Source organism: Nocardioides lentus, from assembly GCF_039529515.1.
GTDB lineage: Bacteria > Actinomycetota > Actinomycetes > Propionibacteriales > Nocardioidaceae > Nocardioides > Nocardioides lentus.
Map to the genome: position 1 here is coordinate 466,823 of NZ_BAAAMY010000002.1, position 25,250 is coordinate 492,072.

The 25,250-nt window shown below is 75.0% G+C and carries 26 protein-coding genes; 2 read left to right on the plus strand and 24 right to left on the minus strand.

The window, feature by feature from the left end:
- Nucleotides 1-128: 128 nt before the first annotated feature.
- Genes hisF through hisD form a run of 6 tightly spaced genes read right to left on the minus strand, consistent with a single transcriptional unit; the run spans nucleotide 129 to nucleotide 5,412 of the window.
- Nucleotides 129-890 carry an imidazole glycerol phosphate synthase subunit HisF gene (gene hisF, locus ABD158_RS05785; RefSeq protein WP_344004961.1) on the minus strand — a complete coding sequence of 254 codons (762 nt, stop codon included), beginning with the start codon at nucleotides 888-890 and terminating at the stop codon, nucleotides 129-131.
- A complete protein-coding gene (gene priA / locus ABD158_RS05790) occupies nucleotides 887-1,633 on the minus strand; it encodes a bifunctional 1-(5-phosphoribosyl)-5-((5-phosphoribosylamino)methylideneamino)imidazole-4-carboxamide isomerase/phosphoribosylanthranilate isomerase PriA (RefSeq protein WP_344004963.1) in 747 nt (248 codons plus the stop codon). The genes hisF and priA overlap by 4 nt, the downstream gene beginning before the upstream one ends.
- A 46-nt stretch (nucleotides 1,634-1,679) precedes the next feature.
- Nucleotides 1,680-2,342 (minus strand): imidazole glycerol phosphate synthase subunit HisH, encoded by a 663-nt coding sequence (gene hisH / locus ABD158_RS05795; protein WP_344005312.1) that lies wholly within the window; start codon nucleotides 2,340-2,342, stop codon nucleotides 1,680-1,682.
- Entirely contained in the window at nucleotides 2,339-2,947 is a 609-nt protein-coding gene (hisB, locus tag ABD158_RS05800; protein ID WP_344004965.1) for an imidazoleglycerol-phosphate dehydratase HisB, read from the minus strand. The genes hisH and hisB overlap by 4 nt, the downstream gene beginning before the upstream one ends.
- Nucleotides 2,948-4,072, minus strand: a complete 1,125-nt coding sequence (locus ABD158_RS05805; protein WP_344004968.1) for a histidinol-phosphate transaminase — start codon at nucleotides 4,070-4,072, stop codon at nucleotides 2,948-2,950.
- Nucleotides 4,069-5,412 (minus strand): histidinol dehydrogenase, encoded by a 1,344-nt coding sequence (hisD, locus tag ABD158_RS05810; RefSeq protein ID WP_344004971.1) that lies wholly within the window; start codon nucleotides 5,410-5,412, stop codon nucleotides 4,069-4,071. Before hisD ends, ABD158_RS05805 begins: the two co-directional genes overlap by 4 nt.
- An 83-nt stretch (nucleotides 5,413-5,495) precedes the next feature.
- Here hisD and ABD158_RS05815 point away from each other — a divergent pair, with 83 nt between their 5' ends.
- Nucleotides 5,496-6,161, plus strand: a complete 666-nt coding sequence (locus ABD158_RS05815; protein ID WP_344004974.1) for an LON peptidase substrate-binding domain-containing protein — start codon at nucleotides 5,496-5,498, stop codon at nucleotides 6,159-6,161.
- Nucleotides 6,162-6,211: 50 nt separating this feature from the next.
- The gene (locus ABD158_RS05820; protein ID WP_344004977.1) at nucleotides 6,212-6,685 is read left to right on the plus strand and encodes an aminoacyl-tRNA deacylase; all 474 of its coding nucleotides are present in this window, start codon (nucleotides 6,212-6,214) and stop codon (nucleotides 6,683-6,685) included.
- Nucleotides 6,686-6,712: 27 nt separating this feature from the next.
- Here the strand turns inward: ABD158_RS05820 and ABD158_RS05825 are convergent, their stop codons facing one another.
- From ABD158_RS05825 to ftsW, 18 genes are all read right to left on the minus strand, one after another.
- Nucleotides 6,713-7,369: a hypothetical protein gene (locus ABD158_RS05825; RefSeq protein WP_344004980.1), complete on the minus strand. Its 657-nt coding sequence runs from the start codon at nucleotides 7,367-7,369 to the stop codon at nucleotides 6,713-6,715.
- Entirely contained in the window at nucleotides 7,291-8,352 is a 1,062-nt protein-coding gene (locus ABD158_RS05830; protein WP_344004982.1) for a DUF3352 domain-containing protein, read from the minus strand. The genes ABD158_RS05825 and ABD158_RS05830 overlap by 79 nt, the downstream gene beginning before the upstream one ends.
- A 25-nt stretch (nucleotides 8,353-8,377) precedes the next feature.
- On the minus strand, nucleotides 8,378-9,070 hold the full coding sequence (locus ABD158_RS05835) for a hypothetical protein (RefSeq protein ID WP_344004985.1): 693 nt from the start codon (nucleotides 9,068-9,070) through the stop codon (nucleotides 8,378-8,380).
- Nucleotides 9,067-12,630 carry a DNA polymerase III subunit alpha gene (dnaE, locus tag ABD158_RS05840; protein ID WP_344004988.1) on the minus strand — a complete coding sequence of 1,188 codons (3,564 nt, stop codon included), beginning with the start codon at nucleotides 12,628-12,630 and terminating at the stop codon, nucleotides 9,067-9,069. Before dnaE ends, ABD158_RS05835 begins: the two co-directional genes overlap by 4 nt.
- Nucleotides 12,631-12,848: 218 nt before the next feature.
- Entirely contained in the window at nucleotides 12,849-13,595 is a 747-nt protein-coding gene (locus ABD158_RS05845) for a GNAT family N-acetyltransferase (RefSeq protein WP_344004991.1), read from the minus strand.
- On the minus strand, nucleotides 13,592-14,512 hold the full coding sequence (locus ABD158_RS05850) for an RluA family pseudouridine synthase (RefSeq protein ID WP_425573158.1): 921 nt from the start codon (nucleotides 14,510-14,512) through the stop codon (nucleotides 13,592-13,594). Before ABD158_RS05850 ends, ABD158_RS05845 begins: the two co-directional genes overlap by 4 nt.
- Nucleotides 14,513-14,517: 5 nt before the next feature.
- Nucleotides 14,518-15,303, minus strand: a complete 786-nt coding sequence (gene lspA / locus ABD158_RS05855; RefSeq protein ID WP_344004997.1) for a signal peptidase II — start codon at nucleotides 15,301-15,303, stop codon at nucleotides 14,518-14,520.
- A complete protein-coding gene (locus tag ABD158_RS05860) occupies nucleotides 15,276-15,734 on the minus strand; it encodes a TraR/DksA family transcriptional regulator (protein ID WP_344005000.1) in 459 nt (152 codons plus the stop codon). The genes lspA and ABD158_RS05860 overlap by 28 nt, the downstream gene beginning before the upstream one ends.
- A 184-nt stretch (nucleotides 15,735-15,918) precedes the next feature.
- Entirely contained in the window at nucleotides 15,919-16,716 is a 798-nt protein-coding gene (locus ABD158_RS05865; RefSeq protein WP_344005003.1) for a DivIVA domain-containing protein, read from the minus strand.
- Nucleotides 16,717-16,834: 118 nt separating this feature from the next.
- Nucleotides 16,835-17,128, minus strand: a complete 294-nt coding sequence (locus ABD158_RS05870; protein ID WP_344005005.1) for a YggT family protein — start codon at nucleotides 17,126-17,128, stop codon at nucleotides 16,835-16,837.
- 3 nt (nucleotides 17,129-17,131) lie between these two features.
- Nucleotides 17,132-17,653, minus strand: coding sequence for a cell division protein SepF (locus ABD158_RS05875; RefSeq protein WP_344005008.1), 522 nt, complete (start codon nucleotides 17,651-17,653; stop codon nucleotides 17,132-17,134).
- A gap of 57 nt (nucleotides 17,654-17,710) precedes the next feature.
- Nucleotides 17,711-18,430, minus strand: a complete 720-nt coding sequence (locus tag ABD158_RS05880; protein ID WP_344005009.1) for a YggS family pyridoxal phosphate-dependent enzyme — start codon at nucleotides 18,428-18,430, stop codon at nucleotides 17,711-17,713.
- Nucleotides 18,427-19,128 carry a purine nucleoside phosphorylase YfiH/LACC1 family protein gene (locus ABD158_RS05885; protein WP_344005011.1) on the minus strand — a complete coding sequence of 234 codons (702 nt, stop codon included), beginning with the start codon at nucleotides 19,126-19,128 and terminating at the stop codon, nucleotides 18,427-18,429. The genes ABD158_RS05880 and ABD158_RS05885 overlap by 4 nt, the downstream gene beginning before the upstream one ends.
- A gap of 2 nt (nucleotides 19,129-19,130) precedes the next feature.
- Nucleotides 19,131-20,405 (minus strand): cell division protein FtsZ, encoded by a 1,275-nt coding sequence (gene ftsZ / locus ABD158_RS05890; RefSeq protein ID WP_344005314.1) that lies wholly within the window; start codon nucleotides 20,403-20,405, stop codon nucleotides 19,131-19,133.
- A gap of 235 nt (nucleotides 20,406-20,640) precedes the next feature.
- Complete coding sequence (locus ABD158_RS05895; protein ID WP_344005013.1) at nucleotides 20,641-21,375, minus strand: cell division protein FtsQ/DivIB; 735 nt, start codon at nucleotides 21,373-21,375, stop codon at nucleotides 20,641-20,643.
- Nucleotides 21,362-22,840 carry a UDP-N-acetylmuramate--L-alanine ligase gene (gene murC, locus ABD158_RS05900; RefSeq protein ID WP_344005016.1) on the minus strand — a complete coding sequence of 493 codons (1,479 nt, stop codon included), beginning with the start codon at nucleotides 22,838-22,840 and terminating at the stop codon, nucleotides 21,362-21,364. The genes ABD158_RS05895 and murC overlap by 14 nt, the downstream gene beginning before the upstream one ends.
- A complete protein-coding gene (gene murG, locus ABD158_RS05905; protein WP_344005019.1) occupies nucleotides 22,837-23,970 on the minus strand; it encodes an undecaprenyldiphospho-muramoylpentapeptide beta-N-acetylglucosaminyltransferase in 1,134 nt (377 codons plus the stop codon). The genes murC and murG overlap by 4 nt, the downstream gene beginning before the upstream one ends.
- Nucleotides 23,971-23,980: 10 nt before the next feature.
- Complete coding sequence (gene ftsW / locus ABD158_RS05910) at nucleotides 23,981-25,234, minus strand: putative lipid II flippase FtsW (protein WP_344005021.1); 1,254 nt, start codon at nucleotides 25,232-25,234, stop codon at nucleotides 23,981-23,983.
- Nucleotides 25,235-25,250: the final 16 nt, after the last annotated feature.

A 25,250-nucleotide genomic window follows, 5' to 3' on the forward strand; every position in this document is an offset into this window, starting at 1 on the left:
CCCAGCCGTCACACCCGCGACGGTATTCCGCCCCGCCGACACCGTCCCGGCCCGACCCGGCCCCACGCCGGCCGCACGCCGACCCGGCACGACCTCCCGCCCCCGCGCCGACCGGGCGCCCGGCGGACTCAGCGCACGGGGTGGCCGGCTGCCGCGAGGGCGCGCTTGGCCTCGCCGACGGAGACCTCGCCGAAGTGGAAGACGGTGGCGGCGAGCACGGCGTCGGCGCCCGCGTCGACGGCGGGGGCGAAGTGCTCGGCGCGTCCGGCGCCGCCGGACGCGATGACGGGCACGGTGACCTCGGCGCGCACGGCGCGGATCAGGTCGAGGTCGAAGCCGTCGGTGGTGCCGTCGGCGTCCATGGCGTTGAGCAGGATCTCGCCGGCCCCGAGCTCGGCGGCGCGGGCGGCCCACGCGAGGGCGTCCAGCCCCGCGGACCGGCGACCGCCGTGGGTGGTGACCTCGAAGCCGGAGTCGGTCTCGCCCGAGCGGCGCGCGTCGACCGAGAGCACGAGCACCTGGTTGCCGAACCGGTCCGCGATCTCGGCGACCAGCTCGGGGCGCCGGATGGCCGCCGTGTTGACGGCGACCTTGTCGGCCCCGGCGCGCAGCAGCCGGTCCACGTCCTCGGTCGAGGACACCCCGCCGCCGACGGTGAGCGGGATGAACACCTGCTCGGCGGTGGCCGAGACGATCTCCATCGTCGTGGCGCGCCCCTCGTGGGAGGCGGAGATGTCGAGGAAGGTCAGCTCGTCGGCACCCTCGGCGTCGTAGCTGCGGGCGAGCTCGACGGGATCGCCGGCGTCGCGGAGGTCGACGAAGTTGACTCCCTTGACGACGCGTCCGGCGTCCACGTCCAGGCAGGGGATGACGCGGACGGCGAGGCTCACGCCCGGCCCCCCGGGCCCTCGCCGCGGGTCAGTGCGAGGGCGTCGGTGAGCGTGAAGCGCCCCTCGTAGAGCGCGGTGCCGGCGATGGCGCCCTCGACGCCCGCGTCGACCAGGCCCATCAGCGCCCGCAGGTCGTCGAGGGTGGTGACGCCGCCGGAGGCGATCACGGGCGCGTCGGTGGCCGCGCACACGTCGCGCAGCAGCTCGAGGTTGGGCCCGGCGAGCATGCCGTCCTTGTTGACGTCGGTGACCACGTAGCGCTCACAGCCCTCGGAGTCGAGGCGGGCCAGCACCTCGTAGAGGTCGCCGCCCTCGCGGGTCCAGCCGCGGGCGGCCAGCGTGCGGCCGCGCACGTCGAGGCCGATCGCGATCCGGTCCCCGTGCTCGGCGATGACCTTCGCGCACCACGCGGGCTGCTCGAGGGCGGCGGTGCCGATGTTGACGCGACGGCACCCGGTGGCCAGGGCCGCCTCGAGCGACTCGTCGTCGCGGATGCCGCCGCTCATCTCGACGTCGATGTCGAGCGCGCCGACGATCTCGGCCTGCAGGGCACGGTTCTGGCCGCGCCCGAAGGCGGCGTCGAGGTCGACCAGGTGCAGCCACTCCGCGCCGTCGTCCTGCCAGCGGCGGGCGGCGGCGACCGGGTCGCCGTAGGTCTTGCCGGAGCCGGCGACGCCCTGAGCGAGCTGCACGGCCCGGCCCTCGGTGATGTCGACCGCGGGCAGGAGCTGGAGGTAGGTCACGTCGTCGTCCCGGTGGTCGGAGGGTCGTCGGAGGGTCGTCGGAGGGTCATCGGAGCGTGGCGATCCAGTTGCGGAGCAGCGCGGCCCCGGCGTCACCGGACTTCTCGGGGTGGAACTGGGTGGCCCACAACGGCCCGTTCTCCACGGCGGACACGAACTGCTCGTCGCCGTGGATGGTGCGCGTGACCAGCGGGGCGCGGGTGCGCCCGTCGGTGACGAGCTCCCAGGAGCGCACGCCGTAGGAGTGCACGAAGTAGAACCGCTCGTCGGCGATGCCGGCGAACATCTGCGAGCCCTCGGGCACCTCGACGGTGTTCCAGCCCATGTGGGGCACGACGGGGGCGTGGAGCCGCTCGACGGTGCCGGGCCACTCGTCGCAGCCGGCGGTCTCGACGCCGTGCTCGACGCCGCGGGCGAACAGCACCTGCATCCCCACGCAGATCCCGAGCACCGGCCGGCCGCCCGCGAGGCGGCGGCCGATCACCTCGGGCCCCCGGACCGCGTGGAGCCCGGCCATGCACGCGGCGTAGGCCCCGACGCCGGGCACCAGCAGGCCGTCGGCCTCCTGCGCGGCGGCGCGGTCGGCGGTCAGGGTGACCTCGGCGCCGGCACGCTCGACGGCCCGGACCGCGGAGCGGAGGTTGCCGGAGCCGTAGTCGAGGACGACGACGCGCGGACGCCGGGCGGCCCCGGCACCCGCGGGGCTCAGAGCGCGCCCTTGGTGGAGGGGACGCCGGTCTCGCGCGGGTCGAGCGCGACGGCGTCGCGCAGCGCCCGGGCGACCGCCTTGAACTGCGCCTCGACGATGTGGTGCGGGTCGCGCCCGCCCAGCAGCCGGACGTGGAGGGTGATGGCGGCGTGGTGGGCCAGCGACTCCAGCACGTGGGCGGTCAGCGAGCCGGCGTAGGGCACCCCGGACCCGCCGATGAGCGCGTAGACCTGGGCGTCGGGCTCGCCGGAGTGCACGAAGTAGGGACGGCCCGACACGTCGACCACGGCGTGCGCGAGGGCCTCGTCGAGCGGCACGGTCGCGTCGCCGTAGCGCCGGATGCCGGACTTGTCGCCCAGCGCCTGACGCAGCGCCTGGCCGATCACGATCGCGGTGTCCTCGACGGTGTGGTGCCCGTCGATGTGCAGGTCGCCGTCGGCGCGCACGGTGAGGTCGACCAGCGAGTGGCGGGCCAGTGCGTCGAGCATGTGGTCGTAGAAGCCGACGCCGGTAGACACGTCGGCGCGTCCGGTGCCGTCGAGGTCGACCTCGACGGTGATCGCCGACTCCTTCGTGGTGCGCTCGAGGCGCGCGGTGCGGGACATCTAGAGCTCCTTGCGGGTGAGCGTGAGGGCGTCGCGGAAGGCGGCGTTCTCGGCCGGGGTGCCGATCGAGACCCGCAGCCAGCCGGAGGGTCCGGTCTCCCGGACCAGGACGCCGTGGCCGAGCAGGCCCTCCCAGACGCGGTGCCGGTCGGCGAAGGTGCCGAAGAGGACGAAGTTGGCGTCGCTGTCGGCGACGTCGAGGCCCTCCGCGCGCAGCCAGGCGACGAGGTCGTCGCGCTCGCCGCGCAGCTCGGCGACGCGGCCGAGCAGCTCCTCGGCGTGGCGCAGCGCCACCAGCGCGGTCGCCTGCGTCACCGACGACAGGTGGTAGGGCAGGCGCACGAGCCGCAGCGCGTCGCAGACCGCGGGGTCGGCGGCGAGGTAGCCGACCCGCCCCCCGGCCAGCGCGAAGGCCTTGCTCATCGTGCGGGTGACCACGAGGTTGCGGTGCGCGGGCAGCCGGTCGAGCGCGCTCGGGGTCCCGTCGCGGCGGAACTCGCCGTAGGCCTCGTCGATCACGACCAGTCCCCCGGCCTGCGCGGCCGCCTCGCAGACCACGTCGACGGTCTCCGGCGCCAGCGCCGTGCCCGTCGGGTTGTTGGGGCTCGGCATCAGCACGACGCTCGGGCGGTGCTCAGCGACCAGCGCGCGCACGTGGTCGAGGTCGAGGGTGAAGTCCTCGGTGCGGTGGCCGGTGACCCAGGCGGTCGAGGTGCCCCGGGCGTACTCCGGGTACATCGAGTACGTCGGGGTGAAGCCCAGCGCGGTGCGCCCGGGCCCGCCGAACGCCATCAGCAGCTGCAGCATCACCTCGTTGGACCCGTTCGCGGCCCAGACCTGCGCGGCGCCCACCTCGGCGGTGGTGTCGGCGTCGAGGTACGCCGCGAGCGCCTCGCGCAGCGCGACGTGCTCGCGGTCGGGGTAGCGGTTGAGGTCCGTCGCCGCGGCCCGCACGGCCTCGGCGACGTCGGCGGCCACGGCCGCGGAGGGCCCGTAGGGGTTCTCGTTGGTGTTGAGCCGGACCGGCACGTCGAGCTGGGGCGCGCCGTACGGCTCGACGCCGCGCAGCTCCTCGCGCAGCGGCAGCCAGTCGCCGTCGGTCGCGGGTCCGTCCTGGGCGCTCACCGGGGCTCGACCCGGATGCGCACGGCCTCGCCGTGGCCCGGGAGGTCCTCGGCCTCGGCGAGGGCGACCACGTGGGGGGCGACGTCGCGCAGGGCCTGCTCGCCGTACTCCACGACGTGGACGGTCTTGGTGAACGAGCGGACGGAGAGCCCCGAGGAGTGGCAGGCGCAGCCGCCGGTGGGCAGCACGTGGTTGGAGCCGGCGCAGTAGTCGCCGAGCGAGACCGGGGTGTGGGGGCCGACGAAGACGGCACCCGCGTTGCGCACGCGCATGGCGCGCTCGGTCGCGTCGACGGTCTGGATCTCCAGGTGCTCGGCGGCGTAGGCGTCGACCACGTCGAGGCCCTGCTCGAGGTCGTCGACGAGGACGATCGCGGACTGGGCGCCGGTCAGGGAGGTCCGGATCCGCTCCACGTGGCGGGTGCGGGCGACCTGCTCGGACAGGGAGACCTCGACCTTGTCGGCGAGGGCCTCGCTGGGGGTCACGAGGACCGACGCGGCCAGCACGTCGTGCTCGGACTGGCTGAGCAGGTCGGCGGCGACGTGGGCCGGGTCGGCGCTGTCGTCGGCGAGCACGGCGATCTCGGTCGGGCCGGCCTCGGAGTCGATGCCGACGATGCCCTTGAGCAGCCGCTTGGCCGTGACGGTCCAGATCGAGCCGGGGCCGGTCACGAGGTCGACCCGGCGGCACGGGCCCGCGCCGTAGGCGAACATGGCGACGGCCTGGGCGCCGCCCACGGCGTAGACCTCGGTGATCCCGAGCAGCGCGCACGCGGCGAGGATGGTGGGGTGCGGCAGGCCGCCGTGCTCGGACTGCGGCGTCGAGGTCAGGGCGATCTCGCGGACGCCGGCCACCTGGGCGGGCACGACGTTCATCACGACCGAGGACACCAGCGGGGCGATCCCGCCGGGCACGTAGAGGCCGACGCGGCCCATCGGCACGATGCGGGTGGTGACGCGGGCGCCCGGGGCCGGCTCGCTGACGGCGTCGGTCTCGAGCTCGGCCTCGCACGTCGCCCGGAGCCGGCGGATCGACTCCTCCAGCCCGGCGCGCACGGCGGGGTCGAGCTCCTCCAGCGCCCGCGCGCAGGCCTCGGGCGGGACCGTGATGTCGGTCTGCTCGACACCGTCGAAGCGGGCGGAGTACTCCGTGACCGCCACGACCCCGCGCTCGCGGACCTCGTCGCAGATCGCGCGGACCGCGGGGATCGCGGCCTCGATGTCGAAGTCGGCGCGCGGGAGCGCGTCGCGGTAGTCCACCGGCCTCCCGTCGACCGGCGCACGACCGTGCGCGGCGCCCGTGACGGGTGGCGGCGTGCGGAGGTCGATGCGTCGCAACATGGCCCCGATCCTAGGTGCGGGCCTCGGCGGGCGACGACTCGGCGCCACGCCGTGGGCCGGGGCGCGGGGGCTACAGTCGCAGGGTGACCGAGGAGCTGCCGATGTTCCCGCTCGGCAGCGTGCTGTTCCCCGGGGCGCGGGTGCCGCTGCGGGTCTTCGAGGACCGCTACACCGCGCTCGTGCGCCACCTGCTGGCCGAGCCCGACCCGGCCCGGCGGCTGTTCGGCTCGGTCGCGATCCGCGAGGGCTTCGAGGTCGGCGACCACGGCAACCAGTCGCTGCACCGCGTCGGCTGCCGGCTGCAGCTGAGCGAGGTCGAGGAGGTCGGCGACGGCACCTTCGGCGTCGTCGCGGTCGCCCGCGACCGGATCCGTCTCGACGAGCTGCTGACGGGCGGGGAGTTCCCGGTCGGACGCGTCGAGGTGCTCGCCGAGGACGACGCGCCCGTCGCCCCGCAGACCACCGACCGGGTGCGCGCGGTCTTCACCGCCTACCGCGCCACGCTGGGCCGGATCAGCACCGACCCCTACTCCGGCCGGCTGCCGCAGGACCCGACGATGCTCTCGTGGGTGCTGGCCGCGGCCGCCCCCCTGCCGCACCACGACCGTCAGCGGCTGCTGGAGGCGGAGACCACGGCGGTGCGCCTCGACCTGGTGACCGAGATGCTGCGCGGCGAGCTGCGGGCCATGAACGCGATCCCCTCGCTGCCCGCGACCGACGTCGCCCGCACCGGCTGGTCGGTGAACTGAGCCGGCGCGCCCGTGGCCACCCCCCGGGTGGGTCGGCCACCCCCGCCGTCGTGGCCGCCGAGGCCGCCGGGGTGCGGGTCGTCGCCCACGCCTACGCGCACGACCCCCGCGCCGCGTCGTACGGCGAGGAGGCGGCGCAGGTGCTCGCCGAGCGCCTCGGCGTCGAGCCCGCCCGCGTGCTGAAGACCCTGGTGGTGCGCGTCGGCCCCGGTCCGTCCGGACTCGCCGTCGCGGTCGTGCCGGTGACCGCGCGCCTCGACCTCAAGGCGGCCGCCCGGGCGCTCGGCGCGCCCCGGGCGGCCATGGCCGAGCGTCGGGACGCCGAGCGCAGCACCGGCTACGTGCTCGGCGGCATCTCCCCGCTCGGACAGCGGCGCCCGCTGCCGACGGCGCTCGACTCCCCCGCCCTGGACCACCCGACGGTGTTCGTCTCGGGCGGACGCCGCGGCCTGGACCTCGAGATCGCCCCCGCCGACCTGGTCCGGCTCACCGACGCCGTCGTGGCGCCGCTCGCCCGCCCCTGACGGCCCCCGGGACCCGGACGGGACGTCTCAGTCGGTGCCGATCCGCAGCAGGCCGTGGGGCACGTCGTCCTCGGTCCAGGCCGAGACACCGAGGGCGGACAGCGGGGCCAGGTTGTCCGCGACCCGCGGGTCGCCGGTCAGGTCGTCGAGGAGGTCGGCGTAGTCCTCGACCACGTCGAGGTCCAGGTAGAGCACCGCCGACGAGCGGTCGGCCTCGGGCACGACGTCGGTGAACGCCTCCGCGTCCAGCAGGCCGCCGTCGGCGAGCAGGTCGGCGCGGTAGCCCTCGTCGGGACCGACGGCCAGCAGGTCGCCCTCGGCGTCGGTCGCGAGGAGGTCGGGGTCGGGCAGGCGGCCGCGCAGCTCGTCGAGCACCGCCGCGGACGCCTCGGGGTCGTCGGTGCGGATCCGCGCCCCGACCAGCGCCTCCTCGGGCGGCGTCGAGCCGTCGGCGAGCCCCTCGACGTCCACGTCCGGCGACACCGCCAGGGCGGCGCCGTCCCCGAGCAGGGTCTCCAGGTCCTCCGGGACGCCGATGCCGAGCTCGTCGGTCGCCTCGGCGGCGAGCTCCTCGGTCGACAGGCCGCTGACCTCCGAGACCTGCGTCAGCACCTGCTCGGCCCACCCGTCGGGGAGCCCGAGCGCGAGCACGGCGGCCGTGTCGGCGGGCAGCCCGTCGAGCACCGCGGAGACGTCCTCGGAGGCCAGCAGGCCGTCCGCACCCCCGCCCGCGTAGCCGGCGGTCTCGACCTCGAGGCCCTCGTCGCGAAGCGGACCGTGAGAGCCGCCCCCTCGAAGTCCTCGAGACCGCCGAGCAGCCCGCCGGCCCCGCCGGTCACGCCCTCCGGCGTCAGCTCGTCGGCCAGCCCGGGCGCGGCGTACGCGGCGAGGACGCCCGGGTCCCCGGCCGCGTCCGTCCACCGCTCGAAGGAGTCGTCCGCCGCGAGGGCGCCCTCCGCGGAGGAGTCGACGACGTCCTGGGCGGTCTCCTCGTCCTCGGCCAGGACGGCCCACTCGCCGTCGACGACGTAGCCGAAGCCGCCCCCGTCACCGGGGTCGTCGGCGTCGGACGTGGTGGCGCAGGCGGCGAGCGCGGCGAGGCCGTCGGAGGCGGCGGACTCGTCGGCGACCTGCACGACGCCCACGACGTCGGGCTCGTCGCCGCCGGGCAGCAGGCCGACCGCGGCCCGCTCCCCCAGCCAGTCGGCCAGGTCGGCGTCGTAGTCGAGGCCCGCGCAGCCGGCGCCCGACTCCTGCACCAGGTCGAACAGGGCGCGCGTGAGGTCGGTGTCGGTGTCGGTGCCCAGGCCGGCGTCGTCGAGCGCGGGGAACTTCCGGAGCGTCCGCAGCGCCTCGAGCTTCTGGCCGCCGCTCGGGTCGAGGTCGACCGCGACGTAGGCCAGCGTGTCGGCCGGCAGGGCCTCCGCGGGCTGGGCACCGGTCTGCAGGAAGGACGTCGCGGCCCAGACGCCGCCGCCCACCACGGCCAGCACGGCGACCGCGGCACCCCCGACGAGCAGACCGGTCCGGGCGCCGCCCCGGCGCCGCGCGGGCTCCCCCGACGGCGGGCCGTACGGCGAGGGACCCTGGGCACCCCAGCCCTGCGGCGGTCCCTGAGGCGGCCCTTGAGGCGGTCCTTGAGGTGGTCCCTGCGGCGGCTGGCTCATGGTGTCCCCCGGGTGCGTCGTGGCGTCAGCGGCCCCCGGGCGGCACCGGCGCGTCGGCTCCCGGCGGCGGGCCGGGCGGACCGGGCGGTCCCGGAGGTGGCACGGATCCTACCGACGGGGCCCGCCAGTCGAGGGGGCTTCGCGCGGCGGCGCCGCCGTCGGGGCGGGCCCACGCCGCGGGCACGTCCGTCGGGTCGTCGGCGCGGGGGCGGTGGCCCACGCCGAGGAGGGTGACCACCAGGCCGACCAGCACCGCCCCGGTCAGCGCCAGCAGCGGAGCGCGTCCGGCGAGGACGAGCTGGTCGCGCAGTGGCGTCAGGTCCGCCGCGCCGCGGGCCTGTCCGGCGGGGTCGGCGGGCCCGAGCAGGTGGCCGACGGCGTACATCAGCGCCGTGGCCCCGACCGCCCCGAGGACGGCGGCGCCGAGGACCAGGAGCTCGTCGCGGCGGGTCACGACGCCCACCAGGACGCCGGCGGTCAGGCCGAGGCCGGCCGAGACCAGGACGAACAGCGCGGTGCCGTCGAACGCCGCGGGGGCCCCGGCGCCGTCGAGCACGAACTCGCCCGAGACCGCCACCCCGGACGGCGGGGTCCACAGCGCCCACCACACGACGCCGGCCAGGGCGCCGGCGACGAGCAGGCCCACGAGCACGGCCGCGGGCCACCGGGCACGCGACCGCGGGGCCGCGGCCCCCGGGTGCGGGGCCGGGCCGCTCACCCCGCCAGGCACCCCGGGCCCAGCAGCTGCTTGAGGTCGGCGAAGAGGGCGGGCGTCGGTGTCACCCGCAGGGTGTCGTCGAGACGCATCACGGTGGTCTGGTGGCGGGTCATCAGCCTCAGTTGTACCTCGGTGACCCCCGGGTGGGTGGACAGCACGTCACGCAGCTGCGCCACCACCGGCGCCGTGCAGCGCGTCGAGGGCAGCGACAGCACGACGGGGCCGGCGCTGGTCTCGGTCAGGTCCGGGACCGTGACCTCCTGCCCGCGGAGCTCCGGGGTGTCCTTGTCGCGGGACAGCCGGCCCTTGACCGTGATGATCGCGTCCTGCACCAGGTACGGGGCCGCGAGCTGGTAGCTCGACGGGAACAGCAGCACCTCGATGCCGCCCTCCAGGTCCTCGAGCGTCACGGTCGCCCAGGCGTCACCGCGCTTGGTGATCTTGCGCTGGACGCCCGTGACCAGCCCGCTGACGGTCACGAACGCGCCGTCGGGCCGCTCCTCGTCGAGCAGCAGGGAGCCGATCGTGCAGTCGGTGCCGCGCGCCAGCACGTGCTCCATCCCCATGAGCGGGTGGTCGGAGACGTAGAGCCCGAGCATGTCGCGCTCGTGTCCGAGCAGGGTCGTCTTGTCCCACTCGTCGAGGTCCGGGACGGCCACCGAGATGCCGAACCCCGAGCCGCCGCCCCCGTCGTCGAGACCCGCGAACAGCGAGTCCTGCCCGATGGCCTCGTTGCGCTTGATGTCGACGTACTGGTCGACGGCGGTCTCGTGGATCGCGACCAGCGCGCGGCGGCGCAGCTTCATGTCGTCGAACGCACCGGCCTTGATCAGCGACTCCACCACGCGCTTGTTGCAGACCAGCGCGGGGACCTTGTCCATGAAGTCGTCGAAGTCGGCGAACCGGCCCTTCTCGGTGCGGGAGGCGACGATGCCGTCGACCACGTTGGCGCCGACGTTGCGGATCGCGGTGAGCCCGAAGCGGATGTCCGGACCGACGGAGGTGAAGGTCGCCTGGGACTCGTTGACGTCCGGCGGCAGCACCTGGATCCGCATCCGGCGGCACTCGTTGAGGTAGATCGCCATCTTGTCCTTGTCGTCCTTCACGGACGTCAGGAGCGCGGCCATGTACTCGGCCGGGTAGTTGGCCTTCAGGTAGGCCGTCCAGTACGACACCAGCCCGTACGCCGCCGAGTGGGCCTTGTTGAAGGCGTAGTCGGAGAACGGCAGCAGGATGTCCCACAGCGTCTTGACCGCGGCCTCGGAGTAGCCGCGCTCCTTCATGCCGCCGGAGAACCCGACGTACTGCTTGTCGAGCTCCTCCTTCTTCTTCTTGCCCATCGCGCGGCGCAGGATGTCCGCCTGGCCCAGGCTGTAGCCGGCGAGCTTCTGGGCGATCGCCATGACCTGCTCCTGGTAGACGATCAACCCGTAGGTCTCGCCCAGGATGTCGGCCAGCGGCTCCTCGAGCTCGGGGTGGATCGCCACCACCGGCTCGCGGCCGGTCTTGCGGCGCGCGTACTTGTTGTGCGAGTCCGCGCCCATGGGGCCGGGCCGGTACAGCGCGCCGACGGCGGAGATGTCCTCGAAGGTGTCGGGGCGCATCGAGCGCAGCAGCGCCCGCATCGGCCCGCCGTCCAGCTGGAAGACCCCGAGCGTCTCCCCGCGCTGCATCAGCGCGTACGTCGCGGGGTCGTCGAGGGTGAGGTCCTCCAGCACGACCGTCTCGCCGCGGTTGAGCTCGATGTTCTTCACCGCGTCGTCGAGGACCGTGAGGTTGCGCAGCCCCAGGAAGTCCATCTTGATCAGCCCGAGCGACTCGCACGTCGGGTAGTCGAACTGGGTGATCATCGCGCCGTCCGCGGGGCGCTTGAGCAGCGGGATGACGTCGGCCAGCGGCTCGCTGGACATGATCACGCCGGCCGCGTGCACGCCCCACTGGCGCTTGAGGCCCTCGATGCCGATGGCGGTGTCGACGACCCGCTTGACGTCGGGCTCCTCGGCGTAGAGCTTGCGGAAGTCACCGCCCTCGCCGTAGCGCTTGTGCTCGGGGTCGAAGACCTCCTGCAGCGGCACGTCCTTGCCCATCACCGCCGCCGGCATGGCCTTGGTGATCCGGTCGCCCATGGCGAACGGGTAGCCCAGGATCCGGCTGGAGTCCTTGACGGCCTGCTTGGCCTTGATGGTGCCGTAGGTGACGATGTAGGACACGCGCTCGTCGCCGTACTTCTCGGTGACGTAGCGGATCACCTCGCCGCGGCGGCGCTCGTCGAAGTCGATGTCGAAGTCGGGCATCGAGACGCGGTCCGGGTTGAGGAACCGCTCGAAGATCAGGCCGTGCGCGAGCGGGTCCAGGTCGGTGATCCGCATCGCGTAGGCGACCATCGAGCCCGCACCGGACCCGCGGCCGGGGCCGACGCGGATCCCGTTGTCCTTGGCCCAGTTGATGAAGTCCGCGACGACGAGGAAGTAGCCGGGGAAGCCCATCGAGGAGATGACGCCGAGCTCGTAGTCGGCCTGGGCGCGGACCGTGTCGGGCACGCCGTGGGGGTAGCGGACCCCGAGGCCGCGGTTGACCTCCTCGACCAGCCAGCTCTGCTCGGTGTGGCCCTCCGGCACGGGGAACCGCGGCATGTAGGTGCCGTTGCCGGGGGTGAACTCGACGTCGCAGCGCTGCGCGACGAGCAGGGTGTTGTCGCAGGCCTCGGGCAGGTCGCGCCAGATCTCGCGCATCTCGGCCGCGGACTTCAGGTAGTAGCCGTCGCCCGAGAACGCGAACCGCTGCCCGGGGCCGTCGCCCGCGGGGATGTCCATCGTGGAGCCGGAGTTGATGCAGAGCAGGTGCTCCTGGGAGGCCGCGTCCTCCTTCATCACGTAGTGCGAGTCGTTGGTCGCGAGCAGCGGGATCCGCAGGTCCTTCGCGAGGCGCAGCAGCCCGTCGCGGACCTGGGTCTCGATCGACAGACCGTGGTCCATCAGCTCGAGGAAGTAGTTCTCGCGCCCGAGGATGTCCTGGAAGTCGCCGGCCGTCGCCCGCGCCGCGTCGTAGTTGTCGTGGCGCAGGTGGACCTGGATCTCGCCGGAGGGGCAGCCGGTCGTGCCGATGATGCCCTTGCCGTGGCGGCTGAGGAGCTCGCGGTCCATGCGGGGCTGCTTGAAGTAGCCCTCGCTCCAGGAGCCCGTCGAGAGCCGGAACAGGTTGTGCATGCCCTCGGTGGTCTCGGAGAGCAGCGTCATGTGGGTGTAGGCGCCGCCCGCGGAGATGTCGCCCCGCGGGTCCTTGCGTCCGTCGTACATGAAGTGGCCGGTGCGCTCGAACCGCGACACGTTCGGCGCGAAGTAGGCCTCGATGCCGATGATCGGCTTGACCCCCGCGTCCTTGGCCTTGCGGTAGAACTCGTAGGCCCCGAACACGTTGCCGTGGTCGGTCATCGCCACGGCCGGCATCCCCAGGTCGGCGGCACGCTGCGTCAGCGCGCCCAGCCGGGCCGCACCGTCGAGCATCGAGTACTCGGTGTGCACGTGCAGGTGGACGAAGGAGTCCTCGGGGCTGGTCGACATCGTCAGACGGGTTCCTCGCCGGGTCGGTGGGGGGACAACGGGTGGCGGTGGGCTCGCGGGGCGCTCACGGTGGGGCAGGTGCCGGACTGGCGGGGAAGGCCGTCAGCCTACGCCAGCCCGGGCACCGGGCCCCGGCCGCCGTCGCGCGTGGCGGCCCGGGTCGCGAGCATGCCCGCGGGCGCCGACACCGGCCTCGGCGACGGGCGCCGTCGAGGCCGTCACCCGTGGTCCGGGCGGGCCGCCTCGAGACCGGTGCGGATGACCACCTCGACCACCTCCGCGACGCGATCGGCGCCCAGCGCGGGCGCACCGCGGGCCACCCGGGCGGCGACGGCGGCCTCCCGGCCCGGGTCGCGCGGCGCGTCGTGGCCCTTCGCCGCCTGGACCGCACGCGTGAGCGCGGCCCGGCGGGAGAGGACCTCGCCGAGGTCGTCGTCGGCGTCGTCGATCAGGCGTCGGTAGAAGACCAGGGGGTCGGCACCGGGCCACGCCACGCGGACGTCGGGCACACCCTCGGGGTTGCGCGAGCCGTCGGTCGTCTCGAGCTCGACGAGGCCGTGCGCGGCGTAGAAGGCCCGGGCCGGGGCGTTCGCGGCGAGCACCCACAGGCAGAAGCCGCCGGGTCGCAGCGCCCGCGCGAGGTCGAGCAGCAACGAGCCGACCCCGGCCCGCTGCGCCGCGGGGGCGACGTAGAGCGACTCCAGCCAGTCGTCGGCGAGCGTCACGAAGGCCAGCGGCCCCGTCGGGCCGTCGGCCGAGGCGGGCTCGGCGAGCCAGGTCTCCCGCCGCTCGAGGTCCCACGTCGCGACGTCGCGGCGCACCACGTCGACGGCACCGGGCGGCACGGGCGGCATCGCCGGGACGGCGGCCGCCCGCGCGGCCAGGAGCAGCTCGGCGACGGCCGGGAGGTCGGCCTCGACGGCGGGGCGCAGGAGCACCTCGCCGGGACCGCCGCTCGCCGTCACTGGGTGCCGCGCACCAGGTCGAGGGCGCGCTCGAGGTCGACGGGGTACGGCGAGGAGTACTCGACGCGCTCCCCGGTGTCGGGGTGCGCGAACGCCAGCCGGACGGCGTGCAGCCACTGCCGCTCCAGACCGAGCCGGGTCGCGAGCGTGGGGTCGGCGCCGTAGGTCAGGTCACCCACGCAGGGGTGGCGCAGGGCGGACATGTGCACGCGGATCTGGTGGGTGCGTCCGGTCTCGAGGTGGACCTCGAGCAGGCTCGCGAAGCGGTGGGCCTCGAGGGTCTCGTAGTGGGTGATGCTGGGCTTGCCGTCGTCGCGCACCGCGAAGCGCCAGTCAGCGCCGCGGTGGCGTCCGATGGGGGCGTCGACCGTGCCGGCGAGCGGGTCGGGATGGCCCTGGACCAGCGCGTGGTAGGTCTTCTCGACCTCCCGCTCGCGGAAGGCCTGCTTGAGCAGGGAGTAGGCCCGCTCGGACTTGCACACCACCATGACGCCGGAGGTGCCGACGTCGAGCCGCTGCACGATCCCCTGCCGCTCGGAGGCCCCGGAGGTCGCGATGGTGAAGCCGGCGGCGGCCAGGTGGCCGACGAGCGTGGGCCCGGTCCAGCCCGGCGACGGGTGCACGGCCACGCCGACGGGCTTGTCGACCACGACGATGTCGTCGTCGTCGTGGATGATCCCGACCCCCTCGACGGTCTCCGGCACGACGGCGAGCGGGTCCGTCTCCTCGGGGATCGTGACCTCGAGCATGCTGCCCGGCGTCACCCGGTCGGACTTCGCCACGCCGGCGCCGTCGACGAGGACCAGGCCCTCGGCCACGAGCTCGGCGCTGCGGCTGCGCGAGAGCCCGAACATCCGCGCCATCGCCGCGTCCACCCGCTCGCCCGCCAGCCCCTCCGGGACGCTCACGACCCGCAGCTCGCTCACGGGCGCGGGTCCCGGGTCGTCCGGTCGACGTCGCCGCCCGCGGGCCCGTCGCCCGGCTCGCTGCCGGGCTCGCTGCCGGGCTCGCTGCCGGGCTCGCTGCCGGGCTCGCTGCCGGGCTCGCTGCCGGGCTCGCTGCCGGGCTCGCTGCCGGGCTCGCTGTCGGGCTCGCTGTCGGGCTCGCTGTCGGCGTCACCCTCCCGGGTGCCGTCGACCCGGACCCCGCGGAAGGCCTGCACGAGGATGATCGCCGCCGCGGCGTTGATGCACATGTCGGCGACGTTGAACACCGGCCAGTTCGGGAGCCGGAGGAAGTCGATGACGTGCCCCTGGAACGGGCCGGGCTGACGCAGGATCCGGTCGGTGAGGTTGCCGAGCACCCCCGCGAGCAGCAGCCCGAGGCCGACCGCCCAGCCGGTGCTCCCGACCCGGCGCGCCACCCACAGCACGACGAGGGTCGCGACGATCGAGATCACGCTCAGCACCTCGGTGAAGCCCGTGCCGGTCGAGAACGCCGCGCCCGGGTTGCGCACGAGGGTGAGCGTCAGCCAGGACCCGACGACCTCGACGTAGGACCCGGGCTCGAGTCGGGCGACCGCGGCGACCTTGGTCGTGACGTCGACGGCGTACGCCGCGGCGGCGACGAGCGCGAGCAGCACCAGGCGTCGTCGTGGGCGCGGCCCGCCCGGGACCGCGCGGTCCGCGCCGTCGGCGGGACCGGGGGTGTCGGTGGGGGTGGACCCGTCGGTCGCGGAGATCAGCGACGCTCCTCGCGCTGCTTGCACGCCAGGCACAGGGCGGCGCGCGGGAACGCCATCTGACGGGCCTTCCCGATGGGGTTGCCGCACGACTCGCAGACCCCGTAGGTCCCGGCGTCGATCCGCACGAGGGCGTGGTCGATCTGCTCCAGCGCCTCGCGCTCGCTGTTGACCACGGTCAGCTCGTGGTCGCGCTCGAAGCTGGTGGCCCCGACGTCGGCCTGGTCGTGCCCGGCGCCGTCGCCGGCGTCGCGCATGAGGCCCGCCAGCTCCGCCTCCTGGCCCCGCACGAGGGTCGCGAGCCGGTCGCGGTGCTGGTGGAGCTCGTCGAGGACCTCCTGGACCTCCTGCGGGGTCCAGGCGTCGTCGCCCTCCGCGACCGGCAGCCGCGCCGCCAGCTCGTCGACGGAGGCACCACCCGATCCCGACCCTCCGGTCGCCACGCCGCTCTTCGTCACAGTGCTCTTCTTCGCGCTCGTCCTCGCCACCGCGGTCGTCCGTGCCGCGGGTCCTGGTGACACCGAGAGCACAGTAGTGGGTGGCTCCACACGGCCGCGAGACGCCCGGGAACGACTCGACCCCGGGCCCCGCGCGGAGGCGGGACCCGAGGTCGAGGACGTCGTGCAGGTGGTGCGGGGAGGCTCAGGCCTCCTCGTCACCCAGGATCGAGCGCAGGCGCTTGGGCGCCGGCGAGGAGCCCTCGGCGGGCTGCGCCGGGGTCTCGGCCGGACTGTTGAGCGACTCCAGCTGCTGCGTGAAGTAGCTCTTGAGCCGGGAGCGGTACTCGCGCTCGAAGGAGCGGAGGTTCTCCACCTCGCCCGAGAGCTTGTCGCGCTCGCGCTCCAGGTCGCCGAAGACCTGCTGGCGGCGCTCGGCGGTCTCCTGGTCGAGCATCTGCGCGCGGGTCCGGGCGTCGGCCTCGAGCTGGTCGGCCTTCGTCTTGGACTCGGTCGTCAGGCGCTCCGCCTTCGTGCGGGCGGCGCCGACGATCTTGTCGGCCTCGTTCTTGGCCTCCTCGACGAGCTCGTCCGCGTTGCGCGTCGCGATCTCCAGCAGGCGGGCCGCGGCGTTGGACGCCTCGGGCACCGTCTCGACCCGGATGGTCTCCACCGGCGCGGCGGCGGGGGCCGCCGGGGCGGCCTGCTGCGCGACCGGCTGCGTGACCGGGGCGGGCTCGGGCGTCGGCTCGGGCCGGGCGGCCGGCGCCGGCGCGGGCGTCGGCTCGGGTCGCGGCCGGCCGTACGACGAGCCGGCGGAGGAGCCGGAGCCCGACTGCGCCGCGGCGAGCTTCTGGCGCAGGTCCTCGTTCTCGCGCGTCAGCCGCGCGAGCTCGGCCTCGACCTCGTCGAGGAACTGGTCGACCTCCCCCATGTCGTAGCCCTCACGGAGCCGGACGGGAGTAAAGCGCTTGTTGCTCACGTCCTCAGGCGTCAGCGGCATGACCTCACCCATTCGTTAGACAGCAGTGTCGGATCCGGGTCACGGACCCGTCCTGACGACCATAGCGCCTGCGGCCCCTGACCTGCGAAGCAACGTCGGGGGCCGGGGCCGGGGCCGGTCAGGACAGGAAGACGGCCCGGTTGACCTGGAGCAGCACGTAGGCGCCGAACAGGACGATGAGGAAGCTGAGGTCGAGGGCCACCGAGCCCAGCCGCAGCGGCGGGATCACCCGCCGCAGCGCCTTGATGGGCGGGTCGGTCACGGAGTACACGACCTCGAGCAGCACCAGGAGGATCCCCGAGGGCTCCCAGGAGCGCGCGAAGACCTGCACCCAGTCGACGACGAACCGCACCCACAGGAGCGCGATGAAGCTCCAGAGGACGGCCTCGAGGACCTGTCCGACGATGTTCACCGGTCAGCTCTGATTGAAGAAGCCGCCCTCGACGAGACGCTGCTTGTCCTCGGCAGCCACGGTCACGTTCGGGGGCGAGAGGAGGAACACCTTGGCGGTCACGCGCTCGATGGTGCCACGGGTCGCGAAGACGAGGCCCGCGGCGAAGTCGACGAGGCGCTTGGCGTCGGCGTCGTCCATCTCGGAGAGGTTCATGATCACCGGCACGCCCTCGCGGAAGTTCTCCCCGACGACACGCGCCTCGTTGTAGGTGCGCGGGTGCAGGGTGGTGATCCGGGACAGCTCGGCGACCGCCGGCGCGGCCGGCGTGGGGGCCGGGGCGGGACGGCGCCGCTCGGCGAGGTCCGAGACCGGGGCGGGCCGGGGGGCGGGAGCCGGGCGGGCGGCGGGGCCGCGCTCGGACCGTACGGGCTCGCTCGAGGTGCCGGTCCGCTCCAGGTCGACGTCCTCGTCGTACTGGTCGTAGCGGTCCGAGTCCTCGAGCAGGCCGAGGTACTCGCCGAACTTGCGCATGCCACCAGCCATGGGTGAATTCCTCCGGTGCTCCTGCGCCCACCTCGGACGCCGATCGTGATCAGGACACTACTGGTTCGGGGGCCGCTCCCCGAGGACCGCGCGACCGACACGCACGTGTGTCGCGCCGACCGCGATCGCCTCCTCGAGGTCGCCGCTCATGCCCGCGGACAGGACGCGTGCGTCGGGGTGCTCGGCGAGCAGCGTCTCGCGGACGCGCGCGAGCTCCTCGAAGGCCCGGGCCGGCTCGACGTCGGTCGGCGCGACCGCCATCAGGCCGGCCAGGCGCAGGTGCTCGGTGTCCGCGACCCGGGCGGCGAGCCCGGCGAGCCCGCCGGGCTCCACCCCGGCGCGCGCGCTCCCGGCGCCCGGGGCGTCCAGGCTGACCTGGACCAGGCACTCGAGCGGGGCTCCCCCGCGGTCGGCGGCGTGCTCGGCGGCCCCGCCGTCGAGACGACCCACGAGCTTGGCGCGGTCGACGGACTCGACGACGTGGGCCCACCGGGTGACCGCGGCGGCCTTGTTGCTCTGCAGCCCGCCGAGCATGTGCCACCGCAGCCCCTCGGACGCGCAGTCCGCCGCCTTGGCCTCGGCCTCCTGGTGACGGTTCTCCCCCACGTCGGTGACCCCGAGGCCGGCGAGGACCCGCACGTCGGAGGCGGGGAAGAACTTGGTGACGACGACCAGCGTGACCTCGCCGGGCGCGCGCCCGGCGAGGGCGCAGGCGTCGGCGATCCGGCCGCGCACGACCGCGAGCCGCTCGGCGAGCTCGGCCTCGCGGCCGCTCATCGTGTCCACACGAGCCCGGCCAGACGGCCCGACGCCGCGCCGTCGCGTCGGTGGGAGTGCAGGTCCGGGTCCTCCCGGGTGCAGCCGCCGACGGCGACGACCTCGACGGCGGCGGCCTCCAGCTGGGCGCGCACCCCGGCACCCAGGTCGAGGGCGGGGGTGCCGTCGCGGGTCGTGGCGCGCGTGGCGGGCACGACCGCCGCGACCTCGTCGCGCATCGCCGCCGGGACCTCGTAGCAGGACCCGCAGACGTGGGGTCCCACCCAGGCCCGCAGCGGCCCGGTGGCCCCGCGGTCCCGCATCGCCTCGACGGTCCGGGCGACGACCCCGAGCCGGACGCCCTCGCGCCCGGCGTGGGCCACGGCCACGACCGGGGTCGCGGTGTCGGCCAGGACGACGGGCACGCAGTCGGCCACGCGGACCATCAGCCCGGCGCCCGGCAGGTCGGTGACGAGGGCGTCGCCCACGGGCACGTCGTCACGCGGTCCGGGGCCCGGCGGCGTCGTCACCGCGTGGACGACGTCGCCGTGCACCTGGGTGAGGCGGGCGAAGCAGCGCCCGGTGTCGGCCTCTACGGCGGCGAGCGCGGCGGCGAAGCCCGGCCGCACGCCCTGGAGGTCGATCTCGGCGTCGGTGAAGCGCACCTCGACACCGAGCCCGCCCGCCCCCTCGGGCCAGGAGTCGCTCAGCGCGTACACCCCTACTTGAGGAAGTCGGGGACGTCGAGCTCGTCGTCGTCGAACTCCACCGGCTTCGGCGCCGGTCGGGCGGTCTCGGCGCGCTCGTCGGCGGGTGCGGCACCGCCGGCGGGGGCCGCCGAGGTCTGGCTCGGCGCCGGACGCTGCGCCTCCCGCGGCGCGGGCGGCGGGCTCGAGGGGCGCTCGGCCGGTGCCGGCGCCGCCGGGCGCGAGGCCGTGGCCCCACCCCCGGAGGGCGCGGGGCGCGAGCCGGCGTCCTCGGTGCGGGCGCGCTGCTGCGGGGGCGGCGTACGACGCAGCACGTTGCCGTCGTCGCGACGCTTCGGCATCCCGCCGTCGAAGCCGGCGGCGATCACCGTCACCCGGACCTCGTCGCCGAGCGCGTCGTCGATGGTGGCCCCGAAGATGATGTTGGCCTCGCCGTGCGCGGACTCGGCCACCAGCGCCGCGGCCTCGTTGATCTCGAACAGGCCGAGGTCGGAGCCGCCGGCGATCGACAGCAGCACGCCGTGGGCACCGTCGATCGAGGCCTCGAGCAGCGGCGACGAGACGGCCATCTCCGCGGCGGCGACGGCGCGGTCCTCGCCGCGGGCGGAGCCGATGCCCATGAGGGCGGAGCCGGCGTTGGCCATGACGGACTTCACGTCGGCGAAGTCGAGGTTGATCAGGCCCGGGGTGGTGATCAGGTCGGTGATGCCCGAGACGCCCTGGAGGAGGACCTGGTCGGCCTGCTTGAAGGCGTCGAGCACCGAGACGTTGCGGTCGCTGATCGACAGCAGCCGGTCGTTGGGGATCACGATGAGGGTGTCGACCTCCTCGCGGAGGGCGGCGATGCCCTCCTCCGCGGAGTTGGCCCGGCGACGGCCCTCGAAGGCGAAGGGGCGGGTCACGACACCGATCGTCAGGGCGCCGAGGCCCCGGGCGATCTTCGCGACCACGGGGGCGCCACCGGTGCCGGTGCCACCGCCCTCGCCGGCGGTCACGAACACCATGTCGGCGCCCTTCATGACCTCCTCGATCTCGTCGGCGTGGTCCTGGGCGGCCTGACCGCCGACCTCCGGGTTGGCGCCGGCGCCGAGGCCGCGGGTGAGCTCGCGACCGATGTCGAGCTTGACGTCGGCGTCGCTCATCAGCAGCGCCTGCGCGTCGGTGTTGATGGCGATGAACTCGACGCCCTTGAGCCCGACCTCGATCATCCGGTTGACGGCGTTCACCCCGCCCCCGCCGATGCCGACGACCTTGATGATGGCCAGGTAGTTCTGTGCTGCCACGGCGATGTCGCCTCTCGCTGGTCACTCCCGGCCTCGTGCCGGGACGCTGTCTGTCGGTCTGCGGTCTGGTCGAGCGATGAGCCTAACCCTCAACCTGAGGGTTATAGTTATGTCAACCTCGAGTGACTCTACGGTAGGGGCGGACGGCGCCCGGTCGCGACCGACACGCCCGAACCACACCCGTCACTGCCGTCCCGGGCAGTATCGGGACAGGCCGGGACGGGCCGGGACGGGTCCGTTCTCAGACGCAGCCGGGGTCGGCGCAGCTGGTCGGGTCGCCCGGCACGCTGACGTCGAAGGCCAGGGCGTCGCGGCGCAGCAGGGAGGCGAGGACGGCGGCCTTCTGCCCGGAGGCCTCGGCGCTCCCCCACCGCACGGTGCGCCCGTCCCGCAGGATCAGCGAGATCGCGTCCACCGACTCCACGCTCACGGACTCCACCTGCTCGGAGAGCCCGACCGGCATGGCGGTGACCACGGCGGCGGCCTCGCGCAGCGCCTCGGTGGCGACCGAGGCGCTCGTGTCGACGCGCGGGAGGTCCGGCGGGCGCCCCTCGTAGGTGCGGAAGGCGACGCCCTCGGTGTCCATGCCCCGCACGCTGTCGCCGATGCGGACGAGGGCCACGGCCTCGCGCTCGGTCACCTCGATGCGCACCTCGTGGGGCCACTGGCGCGAGACGTCGGCGTCGCGCACGGCGGCCAGCGCCTCCACCCGGGCCTCGATGCGGTCGAGGTCGACCCGGGCCAGCGGCTGCCCCGCCTCGACGTCGGCGGCCGCTCGGACGCCGTCCGCGCTGAGCACCTCGTCGGCGCCCGTCACCTCGACGCCCTCGACGGCGAGCACCTGCGACCAGCCGACGACCCACACCGTCACCCCCACGACGACCGCCACCGCGGCCAGGGCCAGCGTGGTGCGCCAGGCGGCGAGGCGTCGCGCCCAGCGACGCCGGGAGAACCGGCGCTCCTCAGGCCGGGCCACGACCGGTCCCCTCCGGGTCGGCGGCCTCCTCGGGGCCCTCGGGCAGCGCCGCGAGCAGGACCGGGGCCAGCGCGGTGACGTCACCGGCGCCGAGGGTCAGCACGAGGTCGCCGGGGCGGGCCCGGTCGACCAGCCGGGCGACGGCGGCGTCGCGGTCCGGCTCGTGGACCACGGCGTCGGCGGCCAGCGGGACGGCGCCCGCGACGAGGGCCCCGGTGACGGCCGGGTCGGCGTCCTCGCGGGCGAGGTAGACGTCGAGCACGACCACGTCGTCCGCGAGCCCGAGGGCGCGGCCCATCTCGACGCCGAGCAGGCGGGTGCGAGAGACCAGGTGGGGCTGGAAGACGACCAGCACGCGCCCGGACCCCGCCACGGCCCGGGCCGCCTGCAGGTCGCCGGCGATCTCGGCCGGGTGGTGGGCGTAGCTGTCGTAGACCGCGACCCCGCCGCGGCTGCCGAGGTGCTCCATCCGGCGTCGGGTGCCGGTGAACGACGCGAGCCCGGCGCGCAGGGCGTCCGGGTCGTGCCCCAGCCGCAGCCCGCAGGCGAGCGCGGCCAGGGCGTCGAGGACGTAGTGGCGTCCGGGGATCTGCAGCTCGACCTCCCCGAGGGCGACGTCGCCGTCGTGGACCGTGAACGTCGAGGTGCGTCCCGCGAAGCGCAGCCCGGAGGCCCGGACGTCGAGGCGGGGGTCGGGACCGTCGGACTCCCCCACCCGCACCGTGCGCAGCCCGCGGGCCTCGGCGACGTCCGCCAGGTGCGCGGCACCCGGGTCGTCGACGACCAGCACGCAGAAGCCCTCCGGGTCGATGCGGTCGAGGAAGTCCTCGAAGGCCGCGCGGTAGGCCTCCTCGGTGCCCCAGCTGTCGAGGTGGTCGGCCTCCACGTTGGTGACGACCGCGGCGTGCGGGGAGTAGACGAGGAACGCCCCGTCGCTCTCGTCGGCCTCCGCGACGAACTCCGTCCCGGTGCCCTCGGCCGCGTTGGTGCCGGTGTCGGCGAGGTCGCCGCCCACGGCGTAGGTCGGGTCCGCGCCCGCGGCGCGCAGGGCCACGGTCAGCAGGGAGGTCGTGGTGGTCTTGCCGTGGGTGCCGGCGACCGCCACCACGCGCCGCCCGGCCATGACCGCCGCCAGCGCGGCGGAGCGGGGCAGCAGCCGCAGCCCGCGGCGGGTCGCCTCCACCACCTCGGGGTTGGTCTCGCGGACCGCGGTCGAGACCACGACCGTGTCGTCGGGGCCGAGGTGGTCGAGGTGGGCCCCGTCGTGGCCGAGGTGCACGGTGGCGCCGGCGGCGCGCAGCGCCGCCAGGGTGGGTGAGTCGGCGCCGTCGCTGCCGGAGACCTCCACCCCGCGGGCGAGCAGGATCCGGGCGATGCCGGACAGGCCGGCCCCCCCGATGCCGACGAGGTGGACCCGGCCCAGCGCGTCGGCGGGGAGGATCTCGTCGGGGACCGGGACCCTCACGACGGGCTCCCGGTGCGGGCGGTCTCGAGCACGATGCGCGCGAGCCGCTCGTCGGCGTCGCGGGGGACGCGGCGCCCCGCCGCGGCGCCCATGGCCGCGAGGCGGGCGGGGTCGGTCAGGAGCGCGGGCACCTCGGCGGCGACCCACTCGGGCCCCATCGCGGCGTCGCCGAGCAGGAGGGCTCCTCCGTCGTCGACGACGGCGCGGGCGTTGTGCTCCTGCTCGCCGTTGCCGATCGGCAGCGGCACGAACACGGCGGGCAGCCCGACCGCCGCGGCCTCCGTGACGCTCGAGGCGCCGGCACGGCACACTACGAGGTCGGCGGCCGCGTAGGCCAGGTCCATCCGGTCGACGTAGCCCAGCACCACGTACGGCGGCTCGCCGGCGGCCCGCGCGGGGGCGGTGACGTCCTGCACGTTCTTGGGGCCGACCACGTGCAGCACCTGCACGCCGGCCTCGGCGAGGGCCGCCGCCGCGCCGGTGACGGCGGTGTTGAGCCGTCGCGCGCCCTGGGAGCCACCGGTCACCAGCAGCGTCGGGCGGTCGGGGTCGAGGCCGAGGTGGGCGCGCGCCTCGGCGCGCAGCGCCGCGCGGTCGAGCGTCGAGACCAGCCGGCGGATCGGGAGCCCCACCAGCTCGGCACGCGGCAGCGGGGTGTCGGGGAAGCTGACGGCGACGCGGGCGGCCCGGCGGGCGCCGACCTTGTTGGCGAGCCCCGGCACCGCGTTCTGCTCGTGCACGACCACCGGCGTCCCGCGGCGGCGCGCGGCCAGGTAGACGGGCAGGGAGACGTAGCCGCCGTAGCCGACCACGACGTGCGGGTCGACGCGGTCCAGCACCGCGCGCGCCTCGCGCACGGCGCCGCGCAGCCGCGCGGGGACCTTCACCAGCTCGGTGGACAGCGACCGCGGCAGCGGCACCGGCGGGATGAGTTCGAGGGGGTAGCCGGCGGCGGGAACGACGCGGGTCTCGAGCCCGCGGGCGGTCCCCACGCAGGTCACGACGACCGCGGGGTCCAGGCGCACCAGCGCGTCGGCGGTCGCGAGCAGCGGGGAGGTGTGACCGGCGGTGCCGCCGCCGGCCAGCAGGACGCGGGTGCCGGTCGGCGCCGGGCGGGACTCGTCAGGCATCCGTGCGACCCTACCGAGCCCCGGCGCGCGCCGAGGCCCGTGCCCGACCCCGGGCCGGGCGGCGCTCCGCGAGCGCGCGGGCCGCCTCGGGCTGGCGCCGCGCGAAGCCGATCAGCAGCCCGAGCGCGACGAGCGAGGGCAGCAGGGCCGACCCGCCGTACGAGACGAGGGGCAGGGGGATGCCGATCACCGGCAGCAGCGCGAGCACCATCCCGAGGTTGATGATCGTCTGCCCGAGCAGCCACACCACGATGCCGAAGCTGGCGTAGCGCACGAACGGCTCGTCGGTGGTGGTGGCGATGCGGATCGCCGCGAACGCGATCGTGGCGAACAGGCCGAGCACGAGCAGGGTGCCGACGAGGCCCAGCTCCTCGCCGAGCACGGCGAAGATGTAATCGGTGTGGGCCTCGGGCAGGTAGCCCCACTTCTGCTGGCTGGCCCCGATCCCCTGGCCGAGGACGCCGCCGCTCGACAGCGCGTACAGGCCGTGGGCGGGCTGCCAGCCGGCGTCGTGGAAGTCGGCGAACGGGTCGGTGAAGTTGAGCAGGCGCTTGCGCCGCTCCGCGCTCGTGGAGGCGAGCCACAGCGCGAGCGAGGCGATCACGGCGAACGACACCGCGAACAGCCGGCCGGGGGCCCCCACGACCCACAGCATCCCCAGCAGGATGGCGGCGAGGACCAGGGCGGTGCCGAGGTCGCGCTGCCAGACCACGAGCAGGGTGATCATGCCCAGGACCGGGACGACGGGGACCAGCACGTGCGACAGGTCGCCCAGTCGACGCTCCTTGAGGGCGTACACGTGGGCCGCCCACAGCACGGCCGCGAGCTTGGCGATCTCCGAGGGCTGGATCTGCACCGGACCGAGCACGAGCCAGTTGGTGTTGCCGTTGACCGTCGCACCCAGCGGCGTCTGGGTCAGCGCCAGCAGCACGATCGCGACCACCAGCGCCGGCCACGCCAGCCAGCGCACGGCGCGCAGCGGCATCCGGGAGGCGACGATCGCGCACGGGAGCCCGATCACCACCCACATCAGCTGGCGGGTGACCACGGCGTAGGAGTTCCGGTCGTGGACGTTGTAGGAGTAGACGCTCGAGGCGCTCAGCACCATCAGCAGGCCGATGGTCAGCAGGAGCCCGGCGGCGCCGAGGAGCAGGTAGTAGACGGCGAGCGGCCGGTCCAGCGTCTGGCGGATCGCGCGCCACCAGCTGAGCGGGGCGCGGGCCCCGGCCCGCAGCCGTCCGACTCCCGGGTCCAGGGCGGTCATCGGTGTCCCCTCCCCG

Bases quoted from the DNA above. Each gene is read 5' to 3' on its own strand.
- dnaE (WP_344004988.1), bottom strand. From the start codon at position 12,630: ATGTCGACCAGCCCCGAGGACTCCTTCGTCCACCTGCACGTGCACACC.
- murG (WP_344005019.1), bottom strand. From the start codon at position 23,970: ATGCCTGACGAGTCCCGCCCGGCGCCGACCGGCACCCGCGTCCTGCTG.
- hisD (WP_344004971.1), bottom strand. From the start codon at position 5,412: ATGTTGCGACGCATCGACCTCCGCACGCCGCCACCCGTCACGGGCGCC.
- hisB (WP_344004965.1), bottom strand. From the start codon at position 2,947: ATGTCCCGCACCGCGCGCCTCGAGCGCACCACGAAGGAGTCGGCGATC.
- ABD158_RS05880 (WP_344005009.1), bottom strand. From the start codon at position 18,430: ATGAGCGGCCGCGAGGCCGAGCTCGCCGAGCGGCTCGCGGTCGTGCGC.
- ftsW (WP_344005021.1), bottom strand. From the start codon at position 25,234: ATGACCGCCCTGGACCCGGGAGTCGGACGGCTGCGGGCCGGGGCCCGC.
- ABD158_RS05830 (WP_344004982.1), bottom strand. From the start codon at position 8,352: ATGAGCCAGCCGCCGCAGGGACCACCTCAAGGACCGCCTCAAGGGCCG.
- ABD158_RS05865 (WP_344005003.1), bottom strand. From the start codon at position 16,716: ATGCCGCTGACGCCTGAGGACGTGAGCAACAAGCGCTTTACTCCCGTC.
- ABD158_RS05875 (WP_344005008.1), bottom strand. From the start codon at position 17,653: ATGGCTGGTGGCATGCGCAAGTTCGGCGAGTACCTCGGCCTGCTCGAG.